This is a genomic window from Micromonospora sp. NBC_00860, from assembly GCF_045207375.1.
GTDB lineage: Bacteria > Actinomycetota > Actinomycetes > Mycobacteriales > Micromonosporaceae > Micromonospora > Micromonospora vinacea.
In genome coordinates, this window is the sequence record NZ_CP108825.1 from 3,194,692 (window position 1) to 3,212,941 (window position 18,250).

Annotated in this window: 16 protein-coding genes; 13 read left to right on the plus strand and 3 right to left on the minus strand. The window is 71.0% G+C overall.

Going from position 1 to position 18,250, the window contains the following annotated elements:
* Positions 1-68: 68 nt before the first annotated feature.
* The 12 genes from OH804_RS14750 to OH804_RS14805 all read left to right on the plus strand — a co-directional run bounded on the left by OH804_RS14750 (position 69) and on the right by OH804_RS14805 (position 14,110).
* Positions 69-2,417, plus strand: a complete 2,349-nt coding sequence (locus OH804_RS14750; RefSeq protein ID WP_406065773.1) for an AbfB domain-containing protein — start codon at positions 69-71, stop codon at positions 2,415-2,417.
* A 509-nt stretch (positions 2,418-2,926) separates the two neighbouring features.
* A complete protein-coding gene (locus tag OH804_RS14755) occupies positions 2,927-4,219 on the plus strand; it encodes a cytochrome P450 (RefSeq protein WP_406065775.1) in 1,293 nt (430 codons plus the stop codon).
* 252 nt (positions 4,220-4,471) lie between these two features.
* A complete protein-coding gene (locus tag OH804_RS14760; RefSeq protein WP_406065777.1) occupies positions 4,472-4,954 on the plus strand; it encodes a helix-turn-helix transcriptional regulator in 483 nt (160 codons plus the stop codon).
* Between the two features lie 178 nt (positions 4,955-5,132).
* Positions 5,133-7,616 (plus strand): nitrate- and nitrite sensing domain-containing protein, encoded by a 2,484-nt coding sequence (locus tag OH804_RS14765; RefSeq protein ID WP_406065779.1) that lies wholly within the window; start codon positions 5,133-5,135, stop codon positions 7,614-7,616.
* Positions 7,617-7,632: 16 nt separating this feature from the next.
* Complete coding sequence (locus OH804_RS14770; protein ID WP_030490280.1) at positions 7,633-8,037, plus strand: roadblock/LC7 domain-containing protein; 405 nt, start codon at positions 7,633-7,635, stop codon at positions 8,035-8,037.
* Between the two features lie 53 nt (positions 8,038-8,090).
* A complete protein-coding gene (locus tag OH804_RS14775; RefSeq protein ID WP_196922570.1) occupies positions 8,091-9,284 on the plus strand; it encodes an ABC transporter substrate-binding protein in 1,194 nt (397 codons plus the stop codon).
* Positions 9,281-10,177 carry an ABC transporter permease subunit gene (locus tag OH804_RS14780; RefSeq protein ID WP_406065782.1) on the plus strand — a complete coding sequence of 299 codons (897 nt, stop codon included), beginning with the start codon at positions 9,281-9,283 and terminating at the stop codon, positions 10,175-10,177. The genes OH804_RS14775 and OH804_RS14780 overlap by 4 nt, the downstream gene beginning before the upstream one ends.
* A complete protein-coding gene (locus OH804_RS14785; RefSeq protein ID WP_406065784.1) occupies positions 10,174-11,193 on the plus strand; it encodes a branched-chain amino acid ABC transporter permease in 1,020 nt (339 codons plus the stop codon). The genes OH804_RS14780 and OH804_RS14785 overlap by 4 nt, the downstream gene beginning before the upstream one ends.
* Positions 11,190-11,933 carry an ABC transporter ATP-binding protein gene (locus OH804_RS14790; protein WP_406065786.1) on the plus strand — a complete coding sequence of 248 codons (744 nt, stop codon included), beginning with the start codon at positions 11,190-11,192 and terminating at the stop codon, positions 11,931-11,933. Before OH804_RS14785 ends, OH804_RS14790 begins: the two co-directional genes overlap by 4 nt.
* Positions 11,933-12,703 carry an ABC transporter ATP-binding protein gene (locus OH804_RS14795; RefSeq protein WP_406065788.1) on the plus strand — a complete coding sequence of 257 codons (771 nt, stop codon included), beginning with the start codon at positions 11,933-11,935 and terminating at the stop codon, positions 12,701-12,703. The genes OH804_RS14790 and OH804_RS14795 overlap by 1 nt, the downstream gene beginning before the upstream one ends.
* A gap of 32 nt (positions 12,704-12,735) precedes the next feature.
* Positions 12,736-13,539, plus strand: a complete 804-nt coding sequence (locus tag OH804_RS14800) for a class I SAM-dependent methyltransferase (protein ID WP_406065790.1) — start codon at positions 12,736-12,738, stop codon at positions 13,537-13,539.
* 301 nt (positions 13,540-13,840) lie between these two features.
* Positions 13,841-14,110, plus strand: a complete 270-nt coding sequence (locus OH804_RS14805) for a GNAT family N-acetyltransferase (protein ID WP_406066543.1) — start codon at positions 13,841-13,843, stop codon at positions 14,108-14,110.
* 95 nt (positions 14,111-14,205) lie between these two features.
* Here the strand turns inward: OH804_RS14805 and OH804_RS14810 are convergent, their stop codons facing one another.
* The 3 genes from OH804_RS14810 to OH804_RS14820 form a co-directional block, all read right to left on the minus strand.
* Positions 14,206-15,147 carry a hypothetical protein gene (locus OH804_RS14810; RefSeq protein ID WP_406065792.1) on the minus strand — a complete coding sequence of 314 codons (942 nt, stop codon included), beginning with the start codon at positions 15,145-15,147 and terminating at the stop codon, positions 14,206-14,208.
* 535 nt (positions 15,148-15,682) lie between these two features.
* Positions 15,683-16,288, minus strand: a complete 606-nt coding sequence (locus OH804_RS14815; protein WP_406065794.1) for a dihydrofolate reductase family protein — start codon at positions 16,286-16,288, stop codon at positions 15,683-15,685.
* Between the two features lie 85 nt (positions 16,289-16,373).
* Positions 16,374-17,150, minus strand: coding sequence for a class I SAM-dependent methyltransferase (locus OH804_RS14820; protein ID WP_406065796.1), 777 nt, complete (start codon positions 17,148-17,150; stop codon positions 16,374-16,376).
* A gap of 206 nt (positions 17,151-17,356) precedes the next feature.
* On the opposite strand from OH804_RS14820, the gene OH804_RS14825 reads away from it, so the two are divergent.
* The gene (locus tag OH804_RS14825) at positions 17,357-18,238 is read left to right on the plus strand and encodes a DUF6597 domain-containing transcriptional factor (RefSeq protein WP_406065798.1); all 882 of its coding nucleotides are present in this window, start codon (positions 17,357-17,359) and stop codon (positions 18,236-18,238) included.
* The last annotated feature ends 12 nt before the right edge of the window (positions 18,239-18,250 follow it).

Here is an 18,250-nt window from a genome sequence, read left to right on the forward strand (position 1 = left end):
ATGCCCACCACCCACGCGCTTCGGGCCTGGCTGCACCGCCCGCGGCGACTCGTCCCCCCGGAGACGGCATGACACGTCACGTCCCCATCCGCCCCGCCCTGCCACTGCTGCTCGCCATCGCCCTGGTCGCCGGCGTGCTCGCCGCGCCCGCCGCGTACGCCGCGCCGGCCAAGACACCGCCACTGACCACTCCCTGGACCAGCCAGGCCCTGACCGGCACACCACTGCCCGAGTACCCGCGGCCCCAGATGACGCGGTCGGACTGGCTCAACCTCAACGGCGAGTGGCAGCTACGCCAGTCGACGACCGACGACGCCCCACAGTTCGGCACCAACCTGCCCGAGCGGGTCAACGTGCCCTTCCCGGTGGAGAGCGCCCTGTCCGGCATCCAACGGGCCGCCAACGACAACCGCAACTACCTCTTCTACCGACGCACCGTCACCATCCCGGCGAACTGGTCGGGTCGGCGGACCCTGCTGCACTTCGGCGCCGTCGACTGGCAGAGCACCGTCTGGGTCAACGGTGCGCGGGTCGGCGCGCACACCGGCGGCTACGACGCCTTCACCTTCGACGTGACCCCCCAGCTCACCACCGGGACGAACGAGATCGTCGTCAAGGTCTGGGATCCCACGGACACCCGGCAGAACGGCAGCCTGCCCGCCATCGGCAAACAGACCAAGACGCCCAGCGGGATCTTCTACACCCCCAGCTCCGGCATCTGGCAGACGGTGTGGTTGGAGCCGGTGCCCGCCGCCTCGATCAGCAGCGTGGACGTCTACCCGAACCTGAGCAACAACACAGTGCGGGTCCGGGTCTTCACCCGAGGCGACGTGAGCGGGCACAGCGTGCTCGCCGAGGCGCTGAACGGCGCCACAGTGGTCGGATCGGCCACCGGCGGCTTCACCGACTTCAGCGTGCCGGTGCCCAACGCCCGCCGCTGGTCACCCGACGACCCGTTCCTCTACAACCTCCGGGTCTCGCTGCGCGGCGCCACCGGTGCCACAGTGGACCGGACCACGCACTACTTCGGCATGCGGGAGATCACCACCGGCCTGGTCAACGGGGTGCTGCGCCCCAAGCTCAACGGCCAGTTCGTGTTCCAGGTCGGCACCCTCGACCAGGGCTTCTGGCCGGACGGGCTCTACACCGCGCCGACCGACGCCGCCCTCGCCTTCGACCTGCAGAAGCACAAGGACCTGGGCTTCAACATGGTGCGCAAGCACATCAAGGTCGAGCCGCAGCGCTGGTTCTACCACGCCGACCGGCTCGGCCTGCTGGTCTGGCAGGACATCCCGTCGCTGACCGCGCAGGACGTCGACCCCACCGACGCCCAGCAGGCGCAGTTCGAGGCGGAGGCGCGCGAGATCGTCGACGAGCACCGCAGCTCACCGGCCGTGATCGCGTACACGCCCTACAACGAGGGCTGGGGCGAGCGGTCCCTGGCCGACACCCGGCGGGTCGCGCAGAACATCAAGAACCAGGACCCGACCCGTCTGGTCAACCCGCACAGCGGTCACAACTGCTGCCAGTCCCTCGGCAACCCCGGCAACGGCGACATCGACGACTGGCACGTCTACCTCGGACCGGACTCCCCCGTACCGTCGAGCAGCCGGATCGCGGTTCTCGGTGAGTTCGGCGGCCTGGGCCTGCACACGCCGGGCCACGAATACAGCCCGAACGGCAGCTTCTTCGCGTACGAGTGGCAGACCAGTTCGAACGCCCTCACCGACCGGTACGTGGGGCTGGTGCAGGGCACCCAGAACCTGATGCTCGGCAAAGGGCTCAGCGCCTCGATCTACACCGAGATCACCGACCTGGAGGGTGAGCTGAACGGTTTCCTCACCTACGACCGGCAGGTGATCAAGATGGACCAGGCGCGGGTGCGCGCCGCCAACACCGCCCTTATCAACGCCTCGAAGACCATCGGCAGTTCGACGCCCGTCGCCCTGCCGGTCAACACCCGCCGGTCGTTGCAGGTGACCACGCCCGGCTTCACCAACCGCTACCTACGCCACCAGGACGGCCTGGCCTACACGGAGGTGGTCGACGCCGCGAGCTCCAGCCTGCTCAAGGCCGACGCCACGTACACCATCCGGCCCGGTCTGGCCGGTACCGGTTGCCACTCGTTCGAGTCGGTCAACTTTCCCGGGCAGTACCTGCGCCACCAGAACTCCCGGGTCCGCAACTCGCCCGACGACGGCTCCGCGCTACTGCGCGCCGATGCCACCTGGTGCGCCCGTACCGGGCTGACCGGCACCGGCGTGTCGCTGGAGTCGTACAACTTCCGGGGTAAGTACCTGCGGCACTACAACGCGGAGGTCTGGCTCAGCAACGGCACCGGCGGCGACGCGTACAACACTCCGACGTCGTGGACCGCCGACAGCACCTGGGGCATCGCCACACCGTGGGCGCCCTGACCGCTGCGCGCTGACCCGGTTCAGCACGCACGACGCCGCGCGGGGGTTCCGGCCTCAGCCTGAGCCCTCGCGCGTTGGGTGGACGTGGTCGCGGGGCCGGCCCCTCCCGGCGGGGCCGGCCTTTCGCCTGCGCCGACGCCTTGCGCAACAGGTCCAGCAGCCACGCCGTGAGCCGCGCCGCGGTCGGTGGCCGGACTCCGGCGTCACCCGTCGTCTCGGGGGTCGTTTCCCCGGTCATGAGGGAAATCGGCGAGCTGATTGCACGCTCCAGTTGGGTCGACTGCACGGCAAGGACCGCGCCGCAACTTGCATCTGGCCAGGTTCGCTCAGCTGTTGCAACACGCAATTAAGTCGACCAATAAATAGACGAGCACCAATCTTGACTTGTGCGGCCGGCCAGCGCACCGTAAAGAGCCAGAGGCAGATGCGCGCCATTACCGGCCCGGCTGGAGTGGATCGCCAAATGGGGGCGCTGCCGGTTTCGCGCCGCGTGCATCAGGAGGCTTTCCATGCGGTTCAATCCGTTCGCCGGTGTCTATCTCACCGATCCGGCAAGCATGTGGCGGCGCATTCTCGACGATCCCGACGGGGTGCACTACGCCGAGGATCTGGGCCTGTGGTTGGTCAGCCGGCACGCACACGTCCGGCGGGCCCTCGCCGACGCCACGACATTCGCCAACGCCCTCACCCTCGCCCCGGTCTACGAGGTGTGTCCAGCGGCGCTGAACGTGATCATGCAGATCGACGCGCCGCCCACGACGGCCGCCGCGGACCCGCCGACGCACCCGCGCACCCGCCGGGCCCTACGGGCGACCTTCGCAAACACCGCCGAGCGGGTCGAGGCTGAGTACGGGGCGATCATCCGGCGCCGGGTCGACCAGCTGGTGTCCCGCCTCGCCGCCCGCCAGGGCGACCAGGTCGACCTGATCCCGGAGTTCGCCACCGAACTTCCCCTGCTCGTGGTCCTGGACATCCTCGGGGTGCCCGACGCCGACATCGGCCGGATCCGGAGCTGGGCGGACGGCCAGATCGCCCTCATCTGGGGGCAGCCGGACCCGGCCGAGCAGGTACGCCTGGCGCAGGGCCTGCTGGAGTTCTGGCACTACTGCGAAGACCTGGTCCGCCAGCGGGTGGACAGTGGACATCGGGGCGACGACTTCATCAGCCGCGCCCTGACCTACCGGGACGACGACGACACAGTGCTGACGGTGCCCGAGGTGGCGAGCCTCGCCTTCAATCTCCTGGTCGCGGGCCACGAGACCACCGCTGGGTTGCTCGCGCACGCCCTCGACCAGGCCTTGTCCGCTCCCGAGCGCTGGTCGGCGATCGCCGCGGACCCGGGGCTCGTCCCCGCCTTCGTGAGCGAGACGCTCCGGTTCGCGCCCGCCATCGACGGCTGGCTCCGGGTGACCACCCGAGATGTCACAGTGGGGACGGTGACGATCCCCGCCGGGGCCCGTTGCCTGCTGTTGATCGGAGCGGCGAACCGGGACCCCGCGGCGTTCCACGACCCGGACCGGTTCGACCCCCACCGGGCCGATGTGGGCAACCATGTGTCGTTCGGCCACGGTCCACATTTCTGTATCGGTGCGGGATTGGCGCGACTTGAGGCCGGAATCGCTCTCTGCCGGCTCGCCGAAGCCATTCCCGGGCTACGGCTGTCACCCGAGCAGCATCGTTCGTACAAACCCAATCTCGCGTTTCGTGCCCACCGCACACTGCTCGCGATAGTCGACGTCCCGACGCCCGCAGACATGCCCGCGGCACGGGACGGGGCGACGGCCGAAGTGCACGCCGTCTGAGAGCGCGCGAGCGCCAGCGGTGCTGACCTGCTGACGGGGTGGGGCGGCATGGCCTCCTCCAACCGGCGCACCGGGGCGCCGGCACCGGGGCTGGGGCAGTACCTTTCCCGCTTTTCCCGACGATCCATGCCGGTGAACGTCTTCACACCCATCGGGTCCTGGGTTAAGAATTGCCCTCTGTGAATGTTCAGCTCATCGGCCAATCTCGATCTGGTGTCCGCCGCTGAATGTCCGTTCCACGAAGGTGAGCGCATGGAGCACACGTCCCCGTCGAGCTCGGCTCACTCTGCGGCCAGTCAGCGGTTCCGATGGGAGTTGCGCAACTGCCGCGTCCAACGGGGCCTCACCCAACGAGCCCTGGCGGATCTGGTGCGGTTCAGCCGGGAGACGGTTGCGGCGGTCGAATCGGGTCGCCGGTTCGGCAGTCACGAGTTCGCGCTGCGCTGCGACGACGTACTCGGCACCGGCGGTCGGCTGGCCGCGCTGTGGCCGCAGGTCGCGGCCGAGCAGTTGGCGGCCGACGGTCGCCGCGGTCCCCGCGCGCCGGAACCGGCTCGACCAGATCGGCGGGTGCCGCGTCAGCGGGGTCAGCGTGACGCGCGCGACCCGGGTGCTGTGGTGGACGCGATCGACGAGCTGCGGGAACTGATCGGCCAGGTGCTCAACGGCCAGCCCGAACCGGATGACGCGGAGCGGCGGCACCCGCCGGCCGGGCCCGTCGACCACCAGCGCTGACGCGACGAATCCGGTACGACCTCGGGGCGTCACCGGTCGCTGACGTTGGGTACAGATGCTGGTACGGGCAGTTTGTACCACGGCCAGGTCTGGTCTACGAGCGCCGCTTCCGGCCGAATGGGACTTGCATTCGGCAACGTGCGTATAGACCGTCATCGACGAGTCGTGGGAGTCAATCTTGGCGTCGAGCACCCGGTCCCACGCGGCCAGACCCTACCCGACCCGCCGACGCGGTTGGAAGATCGCCGGCCGGATGCGCCTCATCGTCGCGGCCCCGCTCGTCGCCGTGATCGGCTTCGCCGGTCTCGCGCTGACCGAGAGCGCACGCCAGACGGCCCGTGCCAGCGACCTGCGGATCCTGGCGCAGGTCGGTGCCGAAGCCGGCGACCTGGCCTACCGGCTGCAACGAGAACGCATCGCCGCCGCCGACCTGCTCACCTATGCCCGCCCGGAGCAGCAGGACGCCTTCAGCGCGGAGATGGCCGCCACCGATGACGCCGTCGCCCGCTACCGCGGGCAGCGTGACCGGCTGCCCGCCGACAACGACAACAACGTGGCTCTGCTGCGGCGCATCGACGCGGCGCTGGACGGCCTCGCCCCGCTGCGCACCCAGGTGCGCACCGCCACGCACGCGTCGGTGTCGGCGATGACCTTCAGCTACCGCATCGCGATAGCCGACCTCATCAACTTTCGGGAGACCGTCTCGCACGGCGTGGTGGACGCCCAGCTCGCCGACGGGATCCGGGCCTCGGCGGCGCTGTCGAAGACGGCCGAGGCCATCGGTCAGCAGCAGGTGGCCGTACTGCGCGCCGTCGCGGGCGGCGAGCTGACCCCGGCCATGCAGCAGGACATCACCGCGGCCCGCACCAGCTACACCGAGTCGAGCCTGTCGTTCCTGGCCCTGGCCCCACCGGAGTGGAGCGTGTGGTGGGAGCAGGCCGGCACCGGCAAGGAGGCGCTCACCCTGCAACGGATGCAGGACGAGGTGTCCCGGGCCCAGCCGGGGTCGCAGCTGCAGCTGGAGACCGGCGCCTGGGTGTCCACCACCCAGACGCGCGCCGCCCGCCTGGCCGACCTGCGCGCCCGGGTCGACGGCGCGGTCCGCGACGACGTTCGGGCCGCGCACGCCGACCAGCGCCGCCGGGCCGTGGCCGAGGCGGCCGCCGTCCTCCTGGCCCTGATCCTGACCGCGTTGGTGACCTGGGCCGTCGCGCGGCAGATCACCCGGCGGCTGCGCCGGCTACGGGACGCGGCCAACGCCGTGGCCTTCGAGCAGCTCCCCGCCGTGGTGGCCCAGCTGCAACAGCCCGGCAGCGCCACCGTCGACCCCCAGAATCTGGCCCGGCAGCAGTCCAGTGCCGCCCTCGAACCGTCCAGCGACGACGAGATCGGCGAACTGGGCCAGGCGTTCAGCGCCGTGCACCAGGCCGCCGTGCGGACCGCCGCCGAACAGGCCGTCATGCGCGCCAACACCGCCGACATCTTCATCCACCTGAGCCGCCGCGAACAGCGACTGGTCGACGCCGTCCTGGCCCAGGTCGACCTGGTCGAGCGGGACGAGACCGACCCCGACCGGCTCGACCAGCTGTACACGCTGGACAACCTGGCGACCCGGATGGGCCGGATCAACGCCAGCCTGCTGGTGCTCGGCGGCGTCGGCGTGGGTCGCGTACGCCAGCGCGACGTTCCGCTGCAACAGGTGCTCCAGGCGGCGCTGTCGCAGATCGAGCACTACGCGCGGGTCCGGCTCGGCATGATCGACGGGGATGTCGCAGTGGCCGCCAAGACCGTCGACGAGGTCGTGCACCTGCTCGCCGAACTCATGGACAACGCCACCACGTACTCACCGCCGGGCAGCGAGACCTGGGTGAGCGGCCGCAGCCTGGGTGACCGCGTCATCGTCCAGATCAGCGACGAGGGTGTGGGGCTGTCCGGGCAGCGGATGCAGCAACTCAACGAGCTGCTGGCCCACCCACCGGCCATCGACGTGGCCGCCGTACGGGCGATGGGGCTGGTCGTCGTGGGCCAGCTCGCGGCCCGGCTGGGCGCCACCGTCCAACTGCGACGCGGCCCCCGACGCGGCATCCTCGCCGAGGCGACACTACCCGCGGCGATCATCCGGTCCCTGCCACCGGAGGAGTACCTGCTCGCACCCGGCCGGCTGTCGCGGCGGGCAGCGCGCACGGGCAGCCCTCCGCCGCCGTACCAGCCGCGACCCGAACCCACCGCCGGACGCCCCGCGGCCGAACGGACCCTGCCGGCGGCACCGGTCTTCCGACCGGCTCCCCCACCCCCGGACCGGGGTGACGCGCCCACCGAGGAGCTCCTCATCTTCGAACAGGTCAACCACTGGTTCCAGAGCGACGTCGTCGACAGCCACAACGGCCAGAACGGCCACAACGGCCAGGAGTGGTCCAGCCCCGCCGACGACGCCTGGCGTACGGCCGCCCAGGCGCACACCCCCGAGGTCACCACGACCACCAACTCCGGCCTGCCCAAACGGCAGCCGCAACGGCACCTCGTGCCCGGCGGTGTGACAGTGCCCCAGCAGCAGCAACGGTCCGAGTACCGCGACCCGGCGCAGGTGGCGACGGCGATGGCCGCGTACGCGCGGGGCGTGGCGAACCGACGGCGCACCCCGATCAACCTCGGCAACAAATGACGCGACAGGAGAGCACGTGACCGACCAACAGGATCTCGGCTGGCTGCTGGACAACTTCGCCGCGCGCGCAACCGAGGTCAGCCACGCCATCGCCATTTCCAGCGACGGCCTGATGGTGGCCGCCACCCGCGACCTGCCACCGGACCGGGCCGACCAGTTGGCCGCCACGGGTAGCGGGCTGGTCAGCCTGCTGCGGGGTGCGGCGGCCTTCTTCGACGCCGGCGCGGTGATCTCCAACGTCACGCAGCTCGAGGGCGGTTTCATGTTCTCGATGGCCTTCAACGACGGCGCCTCGCTGCTGGTGCTCGCCGCGCCCGAGTGCGACGTGGGCAAGGTCTCCTACGAGATGACCGAGCTGGCCAACCGGATCGGGGACGCGCTGACCCCCGCTGCCCGAGCGGCGCTCGCCCGCAGCCGCTGACCACCCCGGCGCCCCCACGCCGGACACCCCTTCCCCTTCCTCTGGAGTCAGACATGCCCCTCACCACGCCTTGGCGAAGCCGTGCCCTCACCGCCGCGCTGCTCGCGGCCGTGCTGACCACCAGCACGGCCTGCGGCGACGACGCTCCGGGCACCAGCGCCGGCGGCTCGATAAAGATCGGCCTGCTGGCGTCGCTGTCCGGGACGTACCAGGCGGTCGGTACGGAGATCCGCGACGGCTTCCAGCTCTACCTGGACACCCACGACGGCAAGTTGGGCGGCCGGCAGGTCGACCTGATCGTCGCCGACGAGGGCAACGGCGCCCAGACCGCTGTCCCGGCGGCGACCAAGCTGCTCAAGCAGGACCGGGTGTCCGCGCTCACCGGCATCGTCGGTGGTGGCTCGGTCGCCGGCGTCACCCCGGTGCTCAACGAGACCAAGGTGCCACTGGTCGGCTCCAACGGCCGGCCGGAGCTCAAGGACGTCTCCCGGGTCTGGCACACCTCGTACCTCTCCGACGAGCCCGGGGCGGCGATCGCCCAGCACGTCCGCGACAACGTGAAGGGCTCCGTGTACGCGATCGGCCCGGACTACCAGGGCGGATGGGACGAGCTGCGCGGTTTCACCGACGCGTTCGGGAAGATCGGCGGAAAGCTCGCGAACGCCGACGGCAAGACGACCTTCACGCCGTTCCCGGCCACCACAAACTTCCTCCCGTACTTCGCCCGCATCAAGGCATCCGGCGCGGCGGCCGTGTACACCTTCTACGCCGGCAGCGCCGCCGTCGACTTCGTCAAGCAGTACGCGCAGTCCGAGATCAAGGACATCCCGCTGTACGCGGCCGGGTTCCTCACCGAGGGCGGCGTGCTCAACGCGCAGGGCGAGGCGGCGCGGGACATCTACTCGGTGCTCAACTACTCGTCCGACCTCGACAACGCGGAGAACCGCGCCTTCGTGGCGGCGTGGAAGGCGAAGCACGACGGTTCGCCGACGACCTACGCGCTCGCCTCGTACGACGCGGCTGCAGTGCTGGACCGGGCGATCGGCGCCGCCGGAAGCAACCCGACCCCCGAGGCGATCAACACGGCCATCGGCCAACTCGGCCAGATCGCCAGCCCGCGCGGCACCTGGCAGTTCTCCACCGCCACGCACTCCCCGGTGCAGAAGTGGTACCTGCGGCAGGTCCGCCAGGACGGCCGGGCGCTGTCCAACACCGTCGTGGGCGACCTCGCGACCGTCGGCCGGTGACAGCGGTGGCGGCCGGCATGAACCGGATCGACCCGTACCTGATCCCGGCGTTGGACGGAGTCGCCTACGGGCTGCTGGTGTTCGTCGCCGCGTCGGGCCTGGTCTTCTGTTTCGGCGTCGCCAACATCCTCAACCTGGCGCACGGCCTGCTCTACGCGATCGGCGGGTACACCGCGGCGGCGCTGCTCGACGGCGGCTGGGCGAGCCTGGCGTTGGCCCTCGCCGTCGGTGTGCTGGCCGCCGCAGCGGTCGGGGTGCTCCTGGCCGGCCTACTCACACCGGTCGCCGCCGGCAACCACCTGAGTCAGGCGCTGCTGACGTTCGGGGTGGCACTGGCCGGCGGCAGCCTGCTCGTCGCCGGCTTCGGGCCAGACAACCCGCAGGTCCAGGTGCCAGCAGCCCTGGAGGGGTCGGTGATGGTCGCCGGTCACCGCTACGCCGCGTACCGGTTGGTGTTCATCGTCGTCGCGGCGGTGCTCGCCGCCGCCCTCTATCTGGTGGTGCGACGCACCAGGGCCGGGATGCTGGTCCGGGCGGCCGTCGACGACCCGGAGATGGTCGCCTGTCTGGGCGTGAGTCCGGCATGGATCCGGGCCGGTGTGCTCGCCGCCGCCGGCGCGCTGGCCGGTGCGGCCGGTGTCCTGGGGGCGCCCATCATCGGCCCCGGCACGGGCACCGCCGACACGGTGCTGCTGCTCTCCCTGGTGGTGGTCGTTCTCGGTGGTCTCGGGTCGATGGCGGGCACCCTGCTGGCCGCGCTCGCGATCGGCGAGATCCAGACGCTGGGAGTGGCGCTGCTGCCGTCCGCCGCGCCGTTTCTGCTGTTCGCCGCCATGGCGGCCGTGCTGGCCGTGCGGGCCCGCGGCCTGGCCGGCAGGTGGAGGGCGGCATGAGGGGCGAGGTGATCCGGCGAGTGCGAGGCGGCATCGCGGCGCTCGTCCTGGTCGGCCTGGTCGTGGCGCCCTGGGTGGTCGACGACTACACCACGGCGATCCTCGCCCGGACGCTGGCGCTGGCCCTGGTCGGGGTGAGCGTGGCGCTGCTCACCGGCGTCGCCGGCATGCCCACCCTCGGGCAGACCGCACCGTACGCGGCGGGCGCCTACGCCTGCACCGTAATCGGCAGCCGGGTCTCCGACGTCGGCGTGGTGCAGCTCGCCGTCGCGGCGGCCGCCGGGGCACTGCTGGCCGCGCTCACCGTACCGCTCGTCGTGCACGCCCGAGGGGTGATCGTCCTGATGATCACCCTGGCCATCGGCGAACTCGTCGTCGTCGTCCTCGGACGGTGGCGATCGGTGACCGGTGGCACTGACGGCCTGGCGGGCATCCCCGCGGTCCGCCCGTTCTGGGGGCTCCCGGCGCTGGCCAGCGACCAGGCCCGGTACCTGTACGCCCTGGTCGTCGTGGCCACGCTTGTCGGCGCGGTGCTGGTGCTGCTGCGTACCCGGGCCGGGCTGGTGCTGCGGGCCGGCCGCGACGACGAGACGCGGCTGCGGGCCAGTGGCCACCGGGTGGCGGTGCACCTGTCCGGCGCGCACATCGCCGCCGGAGCGATAGCCGGTGCCGCCGGCTCGCTCCTGGTCGTCGCCCAGCAGTACATCTCCCCCGCCGATTTCGGCTTCGACACGTCCGCGCTGCTGCTGCTCGGCGTCGTCATCGGTGGCACCGCTTCGGTCGGCGGTGCCCTGGTCGGCGCGGCGCTGGTCATCGCCGTCCGCGACTGGCTGTTCGGGGTGCTGCCCGGCCACGCGCCACTGGTGCTGGGCGCTTTGTTCGTGGCGACGGTGTACCTGCTGCCCACCGGAGTCAACCGGGCCCGGGGCAGGGTGCGCCCGTCGGGTGCCCCGGACCATCAGCCGGACCCGCCCGCCACCCAGGAGCAGGCCACGGTCGGGGAGCTGCGCCGATGACCGGTCTGCTCGACGCCCAGGAGGTCAGCGTGCGGTACGGCTCGCTCGCCGCGCTCGACGGCGTGAACCTGTGCATCCACGACGGTCAGCGGCACGCGCTGATCGGCCCGAACGGGGCCGGCAAGACGACACTGCTCAACGTGCTCGGCGGGTCCACGAAACCGCAGCGCGGCACCGTGCGGTTCGACGGACGGGACATCGGTCGGCTCGCCCCGGCGGCCCGGGCGCGGCGGGGCATCAACCGCATCCACCAACGACCTGCGGTCTTTCCGACCCTCACCGCGACGGAGAACGTCGTGGTGGCCGCGCTGCCACGGGTCATCCCACGCCGCCGGTGGTGGCCGGGCGGACGCCGGCGCGCGGCGCAGCACCTGGCCGGTCCACTGCTGGACCAGATGGGGCTCACCGCCGTCGCGGCGGTGCCCGCCGGACACCTTGCGCACGGGCAACGACGCCAGTTGGAGATCGCGATGGCCCTGGCCGGTCGCCCCCGCCTGCTGCTCCTCGACGAACCGGCGGCCGGGTTGTCCGCCATCGAGGTCGGCCGGCTGGTCGAGCTGCTCCAGGCGCTGCCCCGGGCCGTCGCCGTGTTGCTCGTCGAACATCGACTGGACCTGGTGTACGCCCTCTCCGACACGGTCACGGTGCTGCGCGACGGTCAGACACTGGCCGCCGGCACACCGGACGAGATCCGAACCTCGCCGCTGGTGCGGCAGGCCTACGCCGACGGGGTGGCCTGATGCTCACAGTGGATCGTCTCTGCGCCGGCTACGCCGGGGGAATCGTCCTGCACGAGGTCAACCTTCGGGTACGTCCCGGCAGCATCCAGGCAGTGGTGGGCCGAAACGGTGCGGGCAAGAGCACGCTCGTGCACACCATCGCCGGGCTGGTCCGGGCGTCCAGCGGTCGCATCGAGATCAGCGGCGTGCACGTCGCCGGCCGGCAACCGCATCGCATCGCCCAGTCCGGCGTCGGTCTCGTCCCGCAGGGCCGACGGGTCTTCTCCCGGCTGACAGTGGCCGAGCACCTGCACCTGGCCGCCGCGCCGTGGCGGGCCCGCACCTCCGGCGGTGAGGGCTGGACCGTCGCCCGCACCCTGGAACTGCTGCCGAGGCTGGCGGTGCGACTGCGACACCGCGGCTGCGAACTCTCCGGCGGGGAGCAGCAGATGCTGGCGATAGCCCGTGCCCTGCTCGGCCAACCCCGGGTGCTGCTGCTCGACGAACCGTGTGAGGGCCTCTCGCCCGACCTGGCGGCGCGGGTCCGCGAACTCGTCAACGGTCTCGCCGCCGACGGCCTGACCGTGCTGCTCGTGGAGCAGCAACTCCAGCACGCCATCGAGGTCGCCGACCGGGTGGCGGTGCTGGAGTACGGCCGGGTGGTCTACGACCGACCGACCGCGGAGGCCCGCCGTGATCCGGCCCCACTGGCGGCGATGCTGAGCGTCGCCGCCGCCGTGCCGCCCCCGCCCAACCGACCGACCCCTCGGCTCTGGGCCGACACCCCGTAGTCACCCGACCCTTCTCGGAGAGGTAGACACCGATGGCAACCGCGACGAGCGACGACACGTACACGTTCGACAACGGCGCACCGGACGCCGTTCCCCAAATGCACGCGCTGGAGTCCTTCCTGGATCCGATCACCACGCGTCGGCTGGCCGGCCCGGTGCTGCGACCGGGCACGAGCTGCTGGGAGGTCGGGGCCGGTGGCGGCTCGATGGCCCGGCGGATGGCCCGCGCAGTCGGCGACGACGGTCAGGTGCTGGCCACCGACATCGACCCCACACACCTGGTGGCCGAGGGCAACCTGCACGTACGCCAGCACGACGTGCGCACCGAACCGCCCCCCGGGGACGCGTTCGACCTGATCCACGCCCGGCTGGTCCTGCTGCACCTCCCCGATCGACGACGGGTCCTGCGTACCCTCACCGGCGCGCTGGCACCAGGCGGGTGGCTGGTCGTCGAGGAGTTCGACTGCACCGCGCCACAGCGGGTGTTGACCGCGCCGACCGACGACGCCGCGAAGCTCTTCGCGCAGGTCATGGACGCCATGATGGGTGTCCTGGAGGACCACGGCGCCGACCTGGGATGGGCGCAGGACGTACACACCGAGATGGCCCTCGCCGGTCTGACCGACCTGGACACCATCACCCACTCGCAGAGCTGGGCCGGCGGGTCGACCGGAACGTCGCTCTACGAGACCAACTCCCGCCAGTTGGAACCGGACCTGCTGGCGGCCGGGCTGTCGCCCCAGCAACTGAACGCCTTCCGGCGGCTGCTCCGTGACCCCGGGTTCGCCGTCATGTCGTACCACTTCGTCTCCACGCGGGGTCGCCTGCCGAGCTGAGCAGGTGGACCACCGCGCGGAGCGCGGTCACGCCGTCCGTACCTCTCCCGCCGCAGCACCCCCCCCCCGCTGCGCTCCGGACAGCTCTACGACGCCGTCGACCGCACCGGCCGGGCTCCCCGCAAGGGAGCCCGGCCGGCCCGCGCCCGCGCCCGCGCCCGCGCCCGCCGATCTTGCAGTTTCGGTTGCCGATACGAGTGGAATGGTCCCTATGTCGGGGCAGAAAGTGCAAGATCGCGGCACGCGGGCGGGCTTTTATCGCCCACCACAACTCCATGATCGACGAGGTGACGTGGGGTTGATGGTTCCGACCCACCACGTCCACTGGCTTGTCGTTGCTGAGCAGTCACGGGGAGAGGGGGTTGGTCGTGCACTGATGACAGCGGCGATGCGCAGGTTTGTACCCGGCTCAGGTTCCGTCGAAGTGGTCACTTTCGGTGCCGATCACCCGGGCGCCTGCGTCAGCGGTGCGCGTGCCTTCTACGAACGCCTTGGCTTCACCCCTGCCGAGGCCGTCGATCCCGGTCCGGAGGGCGGTTCCCGGCAGGTCTTTCGCCTGGCCGTCGCCTGATCCATCCGACGGCGGTCTAGACAACGAAGCTGTTCAGGAGGATCTGACCGGGGCCTGGAAGAGACGATGCGGGCACCACCGAGGCGGGCCCTGGCTCAGCGCGGAGTGGTCTCCTGGTGGGCCAGGACAATCAGGTCGTCGGGGTGGGCCGACAGCGGCGCCGTCGCCCCGTCGAGCCACACGAGATAGCCCACCGGCGGACCTGACCGACCCCACCGGGCACCGATGATCGTGGCCGACCCCGCGTGGTGCGGCTGCCTGAGCAGGCGTACCCGGGTGCCCGGCGCGTGTCCGTCGTCGGCGACGATGAGCAGCGCGTCGAGGATCTGCCGGGCACCGGCGACGGGCAGCCCCGGAACGTACGGCTCGCCCGCGGACCCGAGACGCGGCGTCATCATCGTGCTCAACAGCGCGGTCTGCCGGATCGCCTCCTGGCGGACCTGCCCGTCCACGCTACGTTCGACAGTGGTCAGCGCCTGCTGGATGCGCGACCAGAGGGCCATCGGCTCCTGGTCGAGCAGGCGGCGGGCCTCGCGGTCGATGTCGGCGCAGGCCGTGTCGAGCGCGGTGTCCTCGCCGAGTTCCGCGATCCAGGCGAGGTCCCCGACCTCGGGCAGCAACCCTGGCGACTCGGCCACGATCACGATGTACAGCATCGCGAGCAGTTCCTCGCGGCCCTCGCCGTGATAGAGCGAGCCCACCCCGCTGCCGGTACGCCCACGGCTGGGCGGGAACCGCCCGACGAGGTGCTGCGCGCGACCATGCGGCAGGACCGCGGCCCGCCTGGTGTCCGCCACCCGCTCCTCGAACGACCGCCGCTCACGGCGTTCGACGAGCAGTTGGCGGTGCGGGTCGAAGCCGATCGGATAGATCGTCCGCCCGTACCGGGAGAGGGTTTCGCCGGGCCGAAGGCCGACCGACTCAAGCTGCCGGGCGGCCTCCGAGTAGGCGACGCCAGCCCGGGCAGCGTGTTCACGGATGGCGCGCTTGCGGGCGCGTCCCGGCGCTGGGGTCCGTCGGGGGGTGGAATCAGACATGACGCCTCCGGTGCAGCCCCACGCACTCCACCGAACAGGCGGCGTGACCGGCACGCCGGGAGTCGACAGATCGGCGCGGAGTCGGAGACTCTTGGCCCCAGGCATGCGGTCGGGCGTGGGCCACCACATCGGGCGCTGGCAGGCGCTCTGCCGTGGCCAGCATATCGTGACGCCGACCGTCGGAACCCGTGCTCTATACAGCTCGTCAGTCAAGGTACTCTTCGGACTAATTGGTGATCACTCACGCCTTCCATCCGTTGAAAGGTCAGCGCTTGACCGTGCTGTTTTCGCAGCGCAAGCGCACTGGGCTGTTCTTCGTGTGCGAGGTCGAGGGGGGTGACGGGTCACCGTGGCTCAGGAGTGGACCGACCGCGGCGTGCCCGCCTCAGCTGGTCGCCTAGCGGTGGATGGCTTGACGGCGGCGCGGTCACTCGTCGACGCCATCGACCCCAGCGGAGCGCGGCCCAGCGGTCGATGCAGCAGCCGGGCCCACGAATAGTCAGCTCTGACGGACTGCGGCACCCCTTGTCGTGTTTCAGGTGGTGGCGTACTCCGGGCGCCCGGCGGGTCGGTAGACCTGGAGCGTTATGCCCTTCGGGAAGACTTGCGAGTCGACCAGGTCCAGTGCGATGTCTGGGCCGGTGTCGGGGAACATGCGCATGCCTTGGCCGACGACCACCGGGACGATGAGCAGGTTCATCTCATCGACGAGGTCGTTTTCGAGCAGCCACCGGGTCAGGATGGCGCTGCCGTGCACCTGCAGCTCACCCGCCGGCTTGGCTTTCAGCTCGCGGATGGCCGCCGCGGGGTCACCGGAGAGGGCGGTCGTGTTCGCCCATTGCGGGTCGGTGAGCGTGGTCGATGCGACGTATTTGGGCTTGGTGTTCAAGGCACCGACGATGGGGTTTTCCAGGTCTTCCCTCACGCCCCAGTAGCCGGCGAACAGTTCGTAGGTCCGCCGACCGAACAGGAACGCGTCAGCGCGCTGGTAGGTCTGGTCGACGAACGTCATGGCCTCGTTGTCGAAAAGCGGCCGGGCCCATCCGCCGCGCTCCATTCCAGGGTCGAGGATCGGATGCCGCCCGCCGTTTGCCTGCATCACGCCGTCGACAGACACCTGCGTGGTGGTCGTCAGTTTCATGATCGTGGTTCCCTTCTCGTTGGTTGGTCGTCCTTCGTGGGGTCGTCATTCGGCAGGGCCGGACCGCCCACGCCGAACCCGCGGGTCATCGCGCCCGCTGCGCGAGATAGCAGCGGAAGACGAGGCCCAGGCGGATGGTCCCGTCGGCCCGTGATCGCGGCGCGAAGAAGGACCCCAGCGCCGCTTCCACGGCCGCGCGGCCGGAGTGGCGGACCGCCGCGGTGACTGGGCCGGCCGGCATCTGGGCGGCGATCGCCTCGTTCTGGTCGTTGAATTCGATGTCGAACGCGATGTCGGTCGACGTGACGGATGCGAACCCGGCGTCGAGCAGGGCGCTGCGAGCCGCGTCCGCGTCGGCGAGGTCGAGGGTGCTGCGGTCGGGCACTTCGTCGTGCGGAGCCAGTGGATTGATCAGTGCTGCGCTTTCGGCCTGTTCGGGACCGACGCCTACGGTTACGACGGCACAGCCTGCGGGGGCGGTCACGCGCGTGATCTCGGCGAGCGCGTGGCGGGGGTCGGCGGCGTAGAGCACCGAGTTGAACGCGGTGACGATATCGAAGCCGCTGTCGCTGAACGGTATGTGCTCCATGTCGTCGACGACGTAGCGGGCCGCCGGGCGCCGGCGGCGTGCGTACTCGACGAGTCCCGGGGCCGCGTCCAGCCCGACGACGTCAGCGCCGCGCTGGGCGGCAAGCTCCGCGAACAGGCCCGAGCCGCAGCCAACGTCGAGGAGCCGCGTGCCGGGGCGAAGGTGAAGGCGTTCGAGCACACGCACGTACAGCGGCCGGATGCGGCCCTCCGCGGTCTGCGCCCAGCCCTGCGGATCGCTGCTCCAGAGCCGGCCTTGGATGGTCGCGTTCACCGTGCGCTCGCACGGGCCGGACCCTGGCGTCGATCTTGGGGTGGTTGAGCGGGGCCCGGTCGGCGGTCGGGTGTCGGCGGCCCCGTCAAACAGAAGGTCATGAAGTCGAACATGGCCAAACCGTACGGCCGGATTCGCTCCGCGCTCTTGAACAAACCGGGCGTCCTTCTCGCGGCCGACCAACCCGCGCGCGACATACTGGTCACGTGACCAGCGACCCGTTCTCCGCCCCCGCCGCGGGCGGGCAGAGCTACGTCGAGCGCTCGCCCGCTCCGGCGTTGCGCGAGCTCGTCTCGTCGGTCTGGGTGCAGCAGGTCGGGCGCGACGCCGCGCCGTACGTCCACCGGCGCATCCCCAGCGGCGCTGTCGAACTCGTATGCAGGGTTGGCGCGGCCCCGCAGGTGATCGGCCCGCTTACCGAGCCGCTGGTCGAGGTACTTCAGCCGGGCACCACGATTCTCGGCGTGCGCTTCGTGCCAGGCGCCTTCCCGATGGTCGCGGGACAGCCCACGTCCGAGGTCGTCGGACTCACACTGGACGCCGAACAGCTGTGGGGCCGCTCTGCCGCCGCACTCGGCGACGTGGTCGGCACGGCGGCCTCGCTCCAGGAAGCGCTCGCCGCCGTGCAGCTCTACGTGCGGGAGCGCGCCAGCGCCGGCCAGCCCGCAGACTCGCTCGTGTCCGAGGCGGTGCGCGGTCTCATGCCGTGGCGCACGGTCGACGTGACGTCGCTGAGGGCGTCTCTGCACATCTCCGAGACGCAGCTGCGGCGCCGCTGCCGGACGGCGATCGGGCTCGCGCCGAAGTCGCTGCACCGGATACTGCGCTTTCAGGGCTTCCTCGCGCTCGTCCAGCAGGCGATCGCCCAGGGCCTCGCGGCGACGGACGACGGGCTCGGGCTGCTCGCCCTCCGCGCCGGCTACGCGGACCAGCCTCACCTCACACGCGAGTGCGTCCGGCTCACCGGCGTCTCGCCGCACGTGTTCATCGCCGAGACACAACAGACCTGCGCCTCCGGGCACGATCACTCGGCGTCGTTCGCGCCCGTGCTGCGCGCCGAGACCGAAACACGACCCACCCGGGCATAGCACAGCGCCCGT